Origin of the sequence: Stenotrophomonas testudinis (genome assembly GCF_024499815.1) — a bacterium.
GTDB lineage: Bacteria > Pseudomonadota > Gammaproteobacteria > Xanthomonadales > Xanthomonadaceae > Stenotrophomonas.
Genome location: NZ_JAMOKY010000004.1, coordinates 208,124 through 220,600 on the forward strand (window position 1 = coordinate 208,124; position 12,477 = coordinate 220,600).

Sequence of the window (12,477 nt, forward strand, 5' to 3'; positions counted from 1 at the left end):
GGCCCGCATAATGACGTCAATGGCCAACCATACGATACCCACTGGCTGGACCCTGATCTCGCTGCGGCCGCAGGGACAGCATGCCGGGCTGAGGCTGGCTGCGGCCAGGCTGGGCGGCGCCACCGTGGCGTTGTCGCCGTGGCGGCTGCAGCGGCTGCAGGGCGCGGCGGTCGAACAGCGGCTGAACCGGGCGCTGTCCTGCACGCGGGTGGTGTTCACCAGCCCGGCGGCGGTCGCGGCCGCTGCGGCACTGCAGCACCTGCCTGCGGCCCAGCGTGGCCCGTGGCTGACCGTGGGCGAAGGCACCGCACGCGCCCTGCACGCGCAGGGCATCACCGGCGTGTATGCGCCGCAGCGGATGGACAGCGAAGGCCTGCTGGGCCTGCCGGTGCTGACCGACGTGCGCGGCACCGACATCGGCCTGGTGACCGCGCCCGGCGGCCGCGGCCTGATTGCCGCACAGCTTGAGGCGGCGGGAGCGCGGATCATCCGTGCCGACGTCTACCAGCGGGTGCCGCTGGTGGTACCGCGGCGAAAGCTGGCGCGATTGGCCCGCTCGGGGACGCCGTGGCTACTGGCCGTCAGCAGCGGTGAGGCCCTGCAGCGCTTCTGGCAGCAGCTGTCCCCCGGCTGGCAGCAGCGCCTGTGTGAACAGGCCATCGTGCTGGCCGCCAGCGAACGCCTGGCCGAGCAGGCGCAGGCGCTGGGGCTGGCCCGCGTGGTGCGCAGCGAAGGGCCCACCGTCACCCAGATGACGGCGGCCGCACACGCCGCGCTCACTGCCCCGGCAGCGACCTGAACAGGCACCCGGCACACGCTTGCCGGGTTCAGCGCCAACGGTAATGCTGTGTCAAACGCTGCCTGCTGGCCCCCGCCGGCGACGCCGCCGACAAGGAAGCCCGATGAACGACACCCCGCCACCTGCCCCCTCCCGCCGTCCTGCACGCTGGCTGCTGCCGCTTGCGGTGGTGGTGGTGCTGGGCGCCGCGGGCTACGCCGGCTGGCACTACTGGCAGCAACAGCAGCGCGACCGGGCGGCACAGGCACAGAGCACGGACGTGCAGCTGAAGGGGCTGGAGGCCACCGTCGAGGCCCTGCGCCGCGACCAGCGCGCGACCAGCCAGCGATTGCAGGATGCGGCCGCCACCAACCGCGTGCTGCGCGATGAAATGCTGGGCCTGTCCCAGCGCAGTGCGCTGCTGGAAGAGAACCTGACCCGTCTGACCGAAAGCGCCAACCAGGGCCGCCAGGCCGTGCAGCGCGACGAGGCCGAGCTGCTGCTGACCCAGGCCGCGCAACGGCTGGCCTTTGCTGACGATGTGGAAGGTGCGCGCCGCCTGTATGCGCAGGCCGCCACCGCATTGGCCGACCTGCCGGACAACGACGGACTGAACCTGCGCCAGGCGCTGGTGCAGGAACGCGACGCGCTGGATGCGCTGGGCACGGGCCCGCGCGTGCAGGCGCTGCATCGACTGAATGCCGTGGCCCAGGCGCTGCAGGGGCTGCCCTCCGAGCTGCCGCCCTCGCCCGCCGAAGCGGCTGCCAAGCCATGGTGGCAATCGGCGCTGGCGCCCTTCGTGGATATCACCCCGACCCGCTTGAACGGCCCGCTGACCCAGGCCGAGCGTGCCGCCGCCGATGACGCGCTGCAGCTGGAGCTGACCCTGGCCCGCGCGGCCATCGAGCGTGGCGACCGCAGCGGCCGCGATGCCGCGCTGAACCGCGTGGCCCACTGGGCGCAGCGGCGCTGGCCGGATTCACCGGGCCTGCGCGCGCAACGTGCTGAACTTCAGGCCTTGCGCAAGGCCCCCCTGCAGGCCGAGAGCAGCGTGCTAGGCAGCACCCTGCAACAACTGCGCTCCCAGACCGACCGGAGGTAACGCCCGATGAAACCCCTGCAATCCCTGGTCGTACTGCTGCTGGCCGTGGCCATCGGCGTGGTGGCTGCGCAATGGCTCGGCACCGATGATCTGAACCGCTACGGCGAAGTGACCCTGCGCTACGGCGGCTACGACTACCACAGCAACCTGCCCAAGGTGGCCCTGCTGTCGGTGATCGGCGTGCTGGTGCTGTGGCTGCTGTGGAGCCTGGTGGCGGCGCCGTTCCGCGCTTGGGGCCGCTACCGCCGCAAGCAGGGCCGCGTGCGCCTGATCGATGGCCTGCAGGCCTACGAACACGGCCACTGGCAGCGTGCGGAAAAGCTGCTGGATGGCGCGGCGGCCGACCCGGAAGTGAGCGCGGTGGCGCTGGCCAATGCGGTGCGCAGCGCGCAGTCGCGTGCCGATGCTGCATCGGGCGAGGCACTGCTGCAGCGCCTGGGTGAACGCGATGCCACGCTGCATGCGCTGCTGCGCGCCGAACAGCTGCTGGCGCGCGACCTGCCGGTGGATGCGATCAATGTGCTGGACGTGGCGGCGATCCAGCCGCTGCCGCCGCGTGGTCTGTGGCTGCGTACCGAGGCGCTGGCCCAGGCCGGGCGCGCACACGAGGCGTACGGCCAGCTGGGCGCGCTGCGGCAGAGCAAGGTGCTGCCGACCGACGCCAGCAGCGAACTGGAAGCCCGCCTCGCTGCGCAGGCCCTGCTGGAAGCGAGCGATGTGAACGCGCTGGCCGCGCAGTGGGAAGCCACGCCGAAGGCGCTGCGACCGACCCCGGACGTGGTGGCCGCCTACGCCACCCGTGCGGTGGCCCTGGACTGGGATGAGCCGGCGCTGCTGGCCCTGGAACAGGCGCTAGACCATCGCTGGGACGATGAGCTGGTGGCGCTGTATGGCCGCGTGCCTGCCGAGCGCCTGGCCACCCGCCAGGCCAACCTGGCGCGCTGGCGCAACGTGCATGAGGATTCGGCCGCGCTGCGCCTGGCGCAGGGCCGCATCGCCCTCGCCCAGCAGCAGTGGGATGCCGCCGATGCGTTCCTGCACGAGGCCATCGCCGCCGGTGCCGGTGCACCGGCCTGGGAGGCACTGGGTGAAGCGTTTGCCCAGCGCGGCGAACACGCACTGGCCGCGCAGTGCCTGGCCAATGCGCTGCGCCTGCAGCGTGGCGAGGACAGCGTGGCGCTGGTGCATGCGGGCGATGCCGTGCCGCGCAGCACGGTGGAAGACCTGCCCACCGCCGCGCAGCCGCCGGTGTATGACGCCAATGAGGTGTGCGACGAGTTCGGCAACCCGCGGGTGCCGTGAGCATGGCTGAGGTGTGCCGACCAACGGTTGGCACCCACCAAAAAAAACGCCGCCCGATGGGCGGCGTTTTTTGTTTGATGGATGCGATCAGCGTTCGACGATCGCCACCACGCCCATGCCGCCGGCGGTGCAGATCGACACCAGCGCGCGGCCACCGCCGCGTTCGGCCAGCTGCTTGGCCGCCGTCGCGATCACGCGTGCGCCGGTGGCGGCGAACGGATGGCCGGTGGCCAGCGACGACCCCAGCAGGTTGATCTTGTCCGGGTCGATGCGGCCCATCGGTGCATCCAGGCCCAGGCGGTTGCGGCAGTAATCCTCGCTCTCCCACGCACGCAGGGTGCACAGCACCTGTGCGGCGAAGGCTTCGTGGATCTCGTAGATGTCGAAATCCTGCAGGGTCAGGCCGTTGCGCTTGAGCATCTCCGGCACGGCCACGGTCGGTGCCATCAGCAGGCCTTCACCGTGCACGAAATCCACCGCCGACACATGGGCATCGCGCAGGTAGGCCTGCGGTTCGTGCCCGTGCGCGCGGGCCCATTCCTCGCTGGCCAGCAGCACCGCGGCGGCACCATCGGTGAGCGGGGTGGAATTGGCGGCGGTCAGCGTGCCGCGGCCCGAGACCTTGTCGAAGGCCGGCTTCAGCGTGGCCAGCTTTTCCAGCGAGGTATCGGCGCGCAGGATGTTGTCCCGCTCGACGCCACGGAACGGTGCGATCAGGTCGTTGAAGAAGCCGCGCTCGTAGGCAGCGGCCAGCTTCTTGTGCGATGACACCGCCCATGCGTCCTGCGAATCACGCGAGATGCTCCATTCCTTGGCCATGTCCTCGCAGTGGTCGCCCATGCTCTTGCCGGTGCGCGGTTCGGCCACGCCGGGAAACTCGGGCTTGAGTTCGGAGAGCTTGAAACCGGCGGTCAGCGCGCGGATCTTGTCGCCAGTGCTCTTGGCTCGGTTGGCGGCCAGCAGGCGCGCGCGCAGCTTCTTGCCGTACACGATCGGCACATCGGAAGTGGTGTCCGAACCGCCGCCGATGCCCGATTCGATCTGCCCCAGGGCGATCTTGTTGGCCACGGTGATGATGCTGTCCAGCGAGGTGCCGCAGGCGCGCTGCAGGGTGATGCCCGGGGTCAACGGCGACAGGCCGGAGGACAGCGTGGCTTCACGGCCCAGGTTCCAATCGCTGGAATGCTTGATGACCGCGCCCATCGCCACTTCGCCGAGCTGCTGGCCGTGCAGGCCGAAGCGCTCGACCAGTGCACCCAGTGTCCGCACCGACATGCCGAGGTTGCCGACATCCGAATACGCGGTGTTCTGGCGGCAGAACGGAATGCGGACGCCACCGAGGATGGCGACGGGACGAGCGTTGGGCATGGAGATACCTGGCATGGATGAGGGTGTCTGCAACATGGCCTGCACGACGGAGCAGGCATAATGGACCCAAGTGTAGCTGCCGCCCTGTGATGGGCCAACCGTGGAACCATGAGCAAACCCGACCCCGCGATGAATGCCCTCGGCGTGCTGGCCCTGGAACTGGCCAACGGCGAAATCCCCCGCCAGGCGGTGCTCAGCGCCGAGCAGGCCGGTGAATTGGCCGACCGTATCGGCCGTGACCTGGCCAAGCTGGTGCCGCAGGTGGCCGAGCTGGACCTGGTGTTCGCCGCCGCCCATTTCGACCCCGCTGAAATCCTGCGCCCGGGCTGGCCGATCCACCGCCGCCTGGAGGAACTGCAGATGCGTGCCCCGGGCCGCAGCCAGGGCCCGCGCCTGCTGGCCTTCGGTGCCGGCGCCGATGGTGAGGTACCGCTGCCATTCCAGGCCGATGCGACGCTGGTGGGCGGTGGCCTGCGCGCGGTGCCGTTCCTGCTGACCGGCAGCGACGTGGCCACCACTGCGGCCGTGGCCGATGCGCTGGAAGACGTGCTGCTAGCCAATGGCATGGCCCATGCCGATACGGCGCTGATGGCGCAGAACAGCTTCGGTGCCCGCATCGAGCACGCGCGCTACTTCACCGTGAACGATCTGGCCGCGATGATGTCGATGCAGTATGACAACCAGGGCCTGGCCGCGCTGTGGCCGCTGATCGAGACCGCGATCATGGCCCCGGGCCAGGACGAGTGGCTGGAAAACGCGCCCGAGCCGCTGCTGCGCTATACGCAGGGCGAGGCGCGCATGGCGCTGTTCGATCCGGCCGGCTGGTGTGCGTACTACAACCACAGCAAGGGCGACTGCGACCGCCTGCAGGGCATCTACGAGCAGTTCCTGATGCGCCAGCGGCAGATGGCCGCGGTGCTTGAAGCGCACGGCGTGCCGGTGCTGTTCGTGCATTGCGAGGCCGGGCAGGACGCGCGCGAGCTGCTGGCGCGCTGATCCACAACGCCCGTGCGGGTAGTTGTAGAGCCGAGCCCATGCTCGGCTCAGGCCGCCTGCAGAGCAGCCGAGCATGGGCTCGGCTCCACAGGAAGCAATCGTGCCTTACGGAGCCTTCTGGATGACCGCGCAGGCCAGGCGCGCACCGGCGTTGCCGGTCGGCTGGGTCTTGTAGTCGTCCGCGTCGGCGTGGACGATCAGGCCGCGGCCGATGATGTCGAAGTCATCACCCTTGCCGATGTTGACGTTGCTCGAGACCGGGCTGTCGATGGTGGCCACGCCCTTGTCGTCGGCCTTGATGTTGGGCATGTCGCCGCCGTGGTGCGGATCGGCCGAGACGTTGCCGTGGTCCTGCTTGCCCGGGTTGAAGTGGCCGCCGGCGCTCATGCCGTCCGGCGCGCTGCAGTCGCCCTTCTCGTGGATGTGGAAGCCGTGCTCGCTGCCCGGCTTCAGGCCGGTGATCTGGCCGGTCACGTGCACCTTGCCGTCGACGACCTTGAAGGTGACGCTGCCCTTGGTCTCGTTGCCCTGGGTCGGTGCCAGTTCAGCACTGGCCGTGGCATCGGTAGCCGCCGCCGCGTCGGTGGCCGGTACCGTGGCCGGATCAGCCGGTGCGGCCGAGCCTTCGGCCGGGGTGGTGGCCGGTGCTTCCGGGGCTGCTGCCGGCTGCTGGTTGCAGGCCGCCAGGCCCAGGGCGGCGATGGCCGCGAACAGCGAGGTATGGATCAGACGCATGGAACTCTCCTTGGAATGATGCCCGTGGTGATCAGCGGGTGACCCGGATCACACCGCAGGCGATGCGGACGCCGGCATTGCCGGCGGGCTGGCTGCGATAGTCATCGGCGTTGGCATGCACGACCAGTGCACGCCCGACGATATCGGTGGCGGCGCCTCCCCCAAGGGTAACGCCCTTCAGATGCACATCGACATTCGCGCGGCCCTGGGCGTCAGCCTGCAGGTTGTCGATGTCACCCAGGTGGTGCTTGCCGCTGCCGGCACGACCATGCACGCTGCCAGCGGGGTTGAAGTGGCTGCCGGCGCTGCTGGCATCCACCGCGCTGCAGTCACCGCGTTCGTGGATATGGAATCCAGCCTGCTGCATCGGCTGCAGGCCGCCGACCAGGCCGGTCAGGTGCACGCCGCCGCTTTGGGTCTTCAGCACCAGGCGGCCACTGACGATGCTGGCCGAGGCCGGCGCCAGGTTGGCTTCAGCCAGCTGGGCCACGGGGGTGGTGACCACCGGCGGCGGCGTGGGCTGCGGCTTCTGCGGCGCGCTGCCACAGGCAGACAGCAGCACGGCGGCGGACAGCGGCAGGATGGCAAAGGACAGGCGCATCAGGAAACTCCTTGCAGGGAACACTACGGACGGCATCGTCCATGGCGGATCAACAGTTCGGCAAGCGGGCGCGAGGACTGCGTGCAGGGGGCGTTCAATGGCCCCCGCGGCGGCGGCCAGCACCCAGTTTGCGGGTCAGCGTGTTACGGCCCAGGCCGAGCCGTGCAGCGGCTTCGGCGCGGCGGCCATGGGTGATCTGCAGCGCGGCTTCCAGCAGGGCGTGGTCCACGCGCTCGCGCACCTGCGCGTGCAGGCCTTCGGTGCCCTCGGCCAGCTGCCGCCGCGCCCATTCGGACAGCAGCGTTTCCCACTGGCCCGGATCGGCACCCGTGCTGCTGCCACGACGGCTGCGGCTGCGGTTCAGCGCGGTATCGACGTCGGCCACGCCGATGGTGTCGGCGGCAGCGAGTGCGGCCATGCGCCAGCACACGTTTTCCAGTTCGCGCACGTTGCCCGGCCAGTCGTGTTCGCGCAGCGCCTGCAGGGCGGCGGCGGTGAGCCGCTTCGGCGGCGTGTCCAGCTTGTGCGCGGCAGCGGCCAGGAAGGTGGTGGCGAGCTGCGCAATGTCCTCGCGGCGGTCGCGCAGCGGCGGCAGCTGCAGGCGCACCACATCGAGGCGATGCAACAGGTCGGCACGGAATTTCCCCTGCGCGACCAGCCCTTCCAGGTCCTGGTGGGTGGCAGCGACCACGCGCACATCCACATGGATCAGCTCGCGGCCACCGACGCGGAAGAATTCGCCCTGGGCCAGCACGCGCAGCAGGCGGGTCTGCAGCGGCAGCGGCATGTCGCCGATTTCATCGAGGAACAGCGTGCCGCCGTTGGCCTGCTCGAACCGGCCGATGTGACGGCGCTGCGCACCGGTGAACGCACCGGCCTCGTGGCCGAACAGTTCGCTCTCAAGCAGTTCGGCGGGGATGGCGGCGGTATTGAGCGCGACGAACGGGCCCTGCGCACGCGGCGATTCGCGGTGCAGGGCGTTGGCCACCAGCTCCTTGCCGGTGCCGGTCTCCCCGGTGATGAGCACCGCCAGCGGTGCCTGCGCCAGGCGGCCGATGGCGCGGAACAGCGCGCGCATCGGTGGCGTGTCACCCACCAGCTGTGGCGGCTGGTCACTGGGCGTTTCGGCCACCGGTGTCGGCGCGGCCAATGCCGGTGCCACGGCGGGCAGCACGCGCTGGGCCAGCGCGACGGCATCGTCCAGGTCGAAGGGCTTGGACAGAAATTCGTGCGCGCCACCGCGGAACGCGCCCGCCGTGCTGGCCACATCGGTGTAGGCCGACATCACCACCACCGGCAGCTGCGGCAGCGCAGCCTTCAGCTTGTCCAGCAGCACCAGGCCATCGTCGCCGGGCATGCGCACATCGGTGAACAGCAGTGCCGGCGCCGGGCCTTGGTTCAAGGCCTTCAACGCGGGTGCGGCGCTGTCGAAATCGACGACCTGGTAGCCGGCCTCGCGCAGCGCGGTGCACAGCACGAAACGCACGGCGCGGTCATCGTCGACCACCCAGATGCGCTGCGCGACGGTAGGGGAATCAGACATCGCGAGGGGCCTCCTCGGCCGGGACGGCGCCGTTGCCGATCGGCAGCAGCAGGGTAAACACGGTATGGCCCGGGCGCGAGCGGTAGGTGAGCGTGCCGCGGTGTTCGCGCGCCACCTGCTGGGCCAGCGCCAGGCCCAGGCCGGTGCCTTCGGCGCGGCCACTGACCAGCGGCAGGAACAGGTGCTCGGCCAGTTCCTCGGGCACGCCGCGGCCGTCGTCGGCGATTTCCAGGCGCAGGGCCAGGGTGTGCAGCTTTTCAGCGATGCGCACGCCGTGTTCGACGCGGGTGCGCAGGATGATCCCGCCGGCGCCGGCCTGGATGGCGTTGCGCACCAGGTTCCACACCGCCTGGGTGAGGCGGTCGGCATCGCCATCGAATTCGGGAATGCTGGGATCGTAGTCGCGCTGCAGGCGCACGGCCCAGCCCGCCTCGCTCTCAGCCAGGCGCAGCACGCGTTCCAGCGAGGCGTGGATGTTCATCGGCGCATGCGGTGCGGCCGGCGCCGGCGACAGCAGCTGGTCGAGCAGGCCATTGAGGCGTTCGATTTCCGAACCGATCAGCTCGATCAGCTCGCGCTCGCTGGCATCGCGCTGGGCGGCGCGGCGGGCCAGCAGCTGCGCCGCGCCCTTCAGGCCGGCCAGCGGATTGCGCAGCTCGTGGGCCAAGCCCTTCAGCGCGGCACTGAGCGCGCTGGGCAGGGCCTGGGTCGGGTCGAGGCCCGGGAATTCGTCGACCGGATGCGCTTCCAGCAGCCAGCCGCCATCGTCGCGGCGGCTCATCCAGCCCTCGGCAAAGCGCGCGCCCTCGCCCGGCAGGGCCAGCGCCAGGCGGTTCAGCCGCAGGCTGTCGCGCTCGTCGCGGGCGAGGAAATGGGCCAGCGCCTCGCCCTGCACTTCCAGCGCGGCCAGCGGCTGGCCGATCAGGCGGCGGATGCTGACGCCCAGCCAACGGGCGAAGGCGGGATTGCAGCCGATGATGCGGCCATCGGCCCCGGCCCAGGCCAGCGGCGTGCCGAGGGCATCGAGGGACGGCGGGGGTGCGGGGTCGGACATTGCACCAATGTAGTGCAAAACGGGGGGCGGGCATCAGATCACGTCGTATGCGTCACCGGACGTCGCGCCGGGGAATGACCTGTCGGGCTTGCTGAGCTGATAGTAACGCCTTACGATACTATCGACAACCGTTACTACCCTGCCGATCCAGTCGTTCGCCTGCAAACGCACGCAGGCGCTGTTCGATGGCCAACGCGTGCCGAGGTGGCGCCACATCGAAGCCGCTGCCCTGCGCAAGCTGGCGATGCTCAACGTTGCGGCCGATCTGCGGGATCTGCGCATATCTCCGGCCAATCGCTTGGAGCCGTTGCACGGGAACCGGTGCGGCCAGTACAGCATCCGCATCAATGATCAGTTCCGATTGTGCTTCGTCTGGACCCGAGAAGGCCCCGCCGAAGTCGAAATTGTCGATTACCACTGAAGGAGCCGCGCGCATGCGAACCGTCCCCTACCCCGCTCCCGGCGAGATCCTGCTGCATGAGTTCCTGGAGCCGCTGGGAATCACCCAGTACCGCCTGGCCAAGGCAATCGGCGTGTCGCAGCGCCGGATCGGCGAGATCGTTACCGGCCAGCGTGCCGTGACGGCAGATACCGGACTGCGGCTGTCCCGCTACTTCGGCGTGTCCGACAAGTTCTGGATCGGTCTGCAGGCGGATTTCGATGCGGCGATGACGAAGGAGAAGCTGGCGGAGGTTCTGGCGCGGATCGAGCCTTACAACGCGGTGGCATGAGCCTGTCCGGGGTCGGATCCCTTTCCGTGAGGAAAGGGCTCTGCCCCCTGCAGGTCGAGCAAGCTCGACCACTACCGGATGCGTGGCCGGTTACAGCTTCATGTTCAGACCGACGAACACGCTGCGGCCCGGGGCCGGCGAGAACATCGGGCGGGCGCTGTCCCAGAAGAAGCTGTCGTACCAGGCGTAGGCGTACTCGCGGCCGGTGACGTTCTTCAGCTGCAGGTCCACGCTCCAGCGTGGGTTGATCTGGTACGCGGCGCTGAGGTCGAGCACGGCGAAGCCGCCGAACTTGCCGGCTTGGTTGCGCTCTTCCAGGTAGTAGTCGCCCTGCGCGCGGGCCTGCAGGCCGAGGCGCAGCGCGTCGCTGGCGCGGTAGTCCACGCCCAGGTTGCTGATGTGGCGCGGGGTGGCCGCCACTTCCCTGCCCTGCAGCGAAATGCTGGCATCGCGGTCATCGCGGGTGATCTTCGCTTCCTGGTAGGCGTGCGAGGCCCACACCGTCCAGTCATTGCCCAGCTGCAGGCTCAGCTGCGCATCCACGCCGCGGCGGCGGGTCTTGCCCAGGGTGACCGTGGTGCCGGTGGCCGGCATGTTGGACACCTCGTTTTCCGCATCCTGCTGCCACACCGCCAGGCGTGCCTGGCTGCCGGCGAACGGCTCGAACTTCAGGCCCAGCTCCATGCCGGTGTTGGTGGACGGCTGCATCGGCGCCTGCCCCGGCGTGAGATAAGCCGGCGCGGTGGAGCCGGTGAGCACCTGGAAGGTGCGGCCCCAGTTGGCGTAGACGTGGGTGGTCTGGCCCAGGCTGTGGATGACGCTCAGCTTGGGCTGGCCGATGGTGCCGTAGTCCTGCAGGCGGCCGCTGATGCCGTTCATCAGGTGCGTGCTGCCACTGAAGCGGTCGATACGGTAGGCCGGCACGATCTTCCACGCCTCGGCGGGCTGGTAGATGGCCTGCACGTAGGCGCCCCAGTTGTCGAAGCGGTGACGGTCGCTGTTCTGCACGCGCGCCGGCGCCTGGCTGTAGTCGGTGGGTTCGGCGTAGGCGTAGCGCTCGCGGACATAGCCGTTGTCCTGCTGCTCGTAGTTGAGGCCGCCTTCGACGGTAAGCGCGGGGCTGGCCTGCCAGGTGAGCGTGCTGAGCAGGCCGGTCTGGCGCTCGTCCCACACGCGGCGCTGGCGCGGCAGGTTGCCGGTGGGCAGGTCGCTGAAGGTCACCCGGCGATCGTCTTCATAGCGGTTGTAGTACAGGCGCGTACCGAAAGTCAGCGCATCGGACAGCTTCAGGTCCGCGTGCGCGGCGATCTGCCGCATGTCGCGGTCATCGCCATCGTTGCCGTTGCGCAGGTCGCTGCCACGGCGGTGCGTGCGCAGTTCGTCGGCCGTCATGAAGCCGGGTTCGTCCGCTTCGTGGTGGTAGGCACGCGCGGTCAGGCCCACTCGCAGGCCGTCGTCCAGCGAGCCATGGAACCATTTGCCGCCCAGCGAATACTTCTTCGAGGTGTCGTGGTCGCGGTAGCCGTCACTGGCCTGGGTGCCGACGAAGTAGTTCTGTGCGAAGCCGTTTGCTTCACGTCCCACCGCCAGCTGCGCATCGCGGGTGTTGTAGCTGCCGTAGGCCAGCCGCGCATCGGTGTAGTTGCCGCCTTGGCGCGTACCGAAGTTCACGTTGCCGCCGATGTTGTGCAGGCCGTAGCGCGGGTCGTTGGTCCCGCGCACCACTTCGATGTAGCTGATTTCCAGCGGGAACAGCATGTCGATGAAGCGCTGGTTGCCGCTGTTGACGTTGCTGGGGATGCCGTCGATGAGGGTCTTGATGGCATTGAGGTAGCCCTCGCCGTTGAAGGCGCGGAAGCTGACCTTGCCCGACTCCGCACCCTGCCGCGTTTCGGTGAGCTGGATGCCGGGCATCTGCCCCAGCAGTTCCCAGCTGTGCGAGACGTTGCGGTCTTCGATCTGGTCCGCGCCGAGCACGTCCACCGAGGTCAGCACCTGGTGTGCGCTGAGCTGGCCTTCGCCATGCTGGTGCACCTGCACCTTGCCGAGGGTGAGCGCGGCATCGGCAGACTGTGCGAAAGCTTCAGGGGCGAACGGAGCGGCCGCGAGGGCGGCCACCAGCGTGGAGGTCTTCATGGGGGTGGAAGGGTGCGGATGAAGTGTAATCATATAACATTTCATGCACCCGCCATGTAGAGTCGGGGGGGGGGGGGGGGGGGGGGGGGGGGGGGGGGGGGGGGGGGGGGGGGGGGGGGGGGGGGGGGGGG

Annotated in this window: 12 protein-coding genes; 6 read left to right on the top strand and 6 right to left on the bottom strand. The window is 69.4% G+C overall.

The window, feature by feature from the left end:
• Positions 1 to 10: 10 nt before the first annotated feature.
• From NQ204_RS04700 to NQ204_RS04710, 3 genes are all read left to right on the top strand, one after another.
• Positions 11 to 799, top strand: coding sequence for a uroporphyrinogen-III synthase (locus NQ204_RS04700; RefSeq protein ID WP_256643213.1), 789 nt, complete (start codon positions 11 to 13; stop codon positions 797 to 799).
• A 103-nt stretch (positions 800 to 902) separates the two neighbouring features.
• Positions 903 to 1,880 (top strand): uroporphyrinogen-III C-methyltransferase, encoded by a 978-nt coding sequence (locus NQ204_RS04705; RefSeq protein ID WP_256643214.1) that lies wholly within the window; start codon positions 903 to 905, stop codon positions 1,878 to 1,880.
• Between the two features lie 6 nt (positions 1,881 to 1,886).
• Complete coding sequence (locus NQ204_RS04710) at positions 1,887 to 3,182, top strand: heme biosynthesis protein HemY (protein ID WP_256643215.1); 1,296 nt, start codon at positions 1,887 to 1,889, stop codon at positions 3,180 to 3,182.
• A gap of 87 nt (positions 3,183 to 3,269) precedes the next feature.
• On the opposite strand, the gene NQ204_RS04715 is transcribed toward NQ204_RS04710, so the two are convergent.
• Positions 3,270 to 4,565, bottom strand: coding sequence for an acetyl-CoA C-acetyltransferase (locus NQ204_RS04715; protein ID WP_256643216.1), 1,296 nt, complete (start codon positions 4,563 to 4,565; stop codon positions 3,270 to 3,272).
• 93 nt (positions 4,566 to 4,658) lie between these two features.
• Here NQ204_RS04715 and NQ204_RS04720 point away from each other — a divergent pair, with 93 nt between their 5' ends.
• Positions 4,659 to 5,546: a hypothetical protein gene (locus tag NQ204_RS04720; RefSeq protein WP_256643217.1), complete on the top strand. Its 888-nt coding sequence runs from the start codon at positions 4,659 to 4,661 to the stop codon at positions 5,544 to 5,546.
• A 105-nt stretch (positions 5,547 to 5,651) separates the two neighbouring features.
• Here NQ204_RS04720 and NQ204_RS04725 read toward each other — a convergent pair whose 3' ends face one another.
• The 4 genes from NQ204_RS04725 to NQ204_RS04740 form a co-directional block, all read right to left on the bottom strand.
• A complete protein-coding gene (locus NQ204_RS04725) occupies positions 5,652 to 6,281 on the bottom strand; it encodes a superoxide dismutase family protein (RefSeq protein WP_116862827.1) in 630 nt (209 codons plus the stop codon).
• Positions 6,282 to 6,312: 31 nt separating this feature from the next.
• Complete coding sequence (locus NQ204_RS04730) at positions 6,313 to 6,882, bottom strand: superoxide dismutase family protein (protein WP_256643218.1); 570 nt, start codon at positions 6,880 to 6,882, stop codon at positions 6,313 to 6,315.
• 94 nt (positions 6,883 to 6,976) lie between these two features.
• A complete protein-coding gene (gene ntrC, locus NQ204_RS04735; RefSeq protein WP_116862825.1) occupies positions 6,977 to 8,425 on the bottom strand; it encodes a nitrogen regulation protein NR(I) in 1,449 nt (482 codons plus the stop codon).
• Positions 8,418 to 9,479, bottom strand: a complete 1,062-nt coding sequence (locus tag NQ204_RS04740; RefSeq protein ID WP_116862824.1) for a two-component system sensor histidine kinase NtrB — start codon at positions 9,477 to 9,479, stop codon at positions 8,418 to 8,420. The genes ntrC and NQ204_RS04740 overlap by 8 nt, the downstream gene beginning before the upstream one ends.
• Before the next feature lie 139 nt (positions 9,480 to 9,618).
• On the opposite strand from NQ204_RS04740, the gene NQ204_RS04745 reads away from it, so the two are divergent.
• Both NQ204_RS04745 and NQ204_RS04750 read left to right on the top strand, forming a co-directional pair.
• Positions 9,619 to 9,900, top strand: coding sequence for a type II toxin-antitoxin system RelE/ParE family toxin (locus NQ204_RS04745; protein WP_256643220.1), 282 nt, complete (start codon positions 9,619 to 9,621; stop codon positions 9,898 to 9,900).
• A 13-nt stretch (positions 9,901 to 9,913) separates the two neighbouring features.
• Complete coding sequence (locus NQ204_RS04750) at positions 9,914 to 10,210, top strand: HigA family addiction module antitoxin (RefSeq protein WP_108767277.1); 297 nt, start codon at positions 9,914 to 9,916, stop codon at positions 10,208 to 10,210.
• Between the two features lie 90 nt (positions 10,211 to 10,300).
• On the opposite strand, the gene NQ204_RS04755 is transcribed toward NQ204_RS04750, so the two are convergent.
• Positions 10,301 to 12,346, bottom strand: a complete 2,046-nt coding sequence (locus NQ204_RS04755; RefSeq protein WP_256643221.1) for a TonB-dependent receptor — start codon at positions 12,344 to 12,346, stop codon at positions 10,301 to 10,303.
• Positions 12,347 to 12,477 lie beyond the last annotated feature (131 nt).

What these genes read in the sequence shown, in the direction of transcription:
- NQ204_RS04700 (WP_256643213.1), top strand. Translation starts at nt 11, where the DNA reads ATGACGTCAATGGCCAACCATACGATACCCACTGGCTGGACCCTGATC.
- NQ204_RS04705 (WP_256643214.1), top strand. Translation starts at nt 903, where the DNA reads ATGAACGACACCCCGCCACCTGCCCCCTCCCGCCGTCCTGCACGCTGG.
- NQ204_RS04710 (WP_256643215.1), top strand. Translation starts at nt 1,887, where the DNA reads ATGAAACCCCTGCAATCCCTGGTCGTACTGCTGCTGGCCGTGGCCATC.
- NQ204_RS04715 (WP_256643216.1), bottom strand. Translation starts at nt 4,565, where the DNA reads ATGCCAGGTATCTCCATGCCCAACGCTCGTCCCGTCGCCATCCTCGGT.
- NQ204_RS04720 (WP_256643217.1), top strand. Translation starts at nt 4,659, where the DNA reads ATGAGCAAACCCGACCCCGCGATGAATGCCCTCGGCGTGCTGGCCCTG.
- NQ204_RS04725 (WP_116862827.1), bottom strand. Translation starts at nt 6,281, where the DNA reads ATGCGTCTGATCCATACCTCGCTGTTCGCGGCCATCGCCGCCCTGGGC.
- NQ204_RS04730 (WP_256643218.1), bottom strand. Translation starts at nt 6,882, where the DNA reads ATGCGCCTGTCCTTTGCCATCCTGCCGCTGTCCGCCGCCGTGCTGCTG.
- ntrC (WP_116862825.1), bottom strand. Translation starts at nt 8,425, where the DNA reads ATGTCTGATTCCCCTACCGTCGCGCAGCGCATCTGGGTGGTCGACGAT.
- NQ204_RS04740 (WP_116862824.1), bottom strand. Translation starts at nt 9,479, where the DNA reads ATGTCCGACCCCGCACCCCCGCCGTCCCTCGATGCCCTCGGCACGCCG.
- NQ204_RS04750 (WP_108767277.1), top strand. Translation starts at nt 9,914, where the DNA reads ATGCGAACCGTCCCCTACCCCGCTCCCGGCGAGATCCTGCTGCATGAG.
- NQ204_RS04755 (WP_256643221.1), bottom strand. Translation starts at nt 12,346, where the DNA reads ATGAAGACCTCCACGCTGGTGGCCGCCCTCGCGGCCGCTCCGTTCGCC.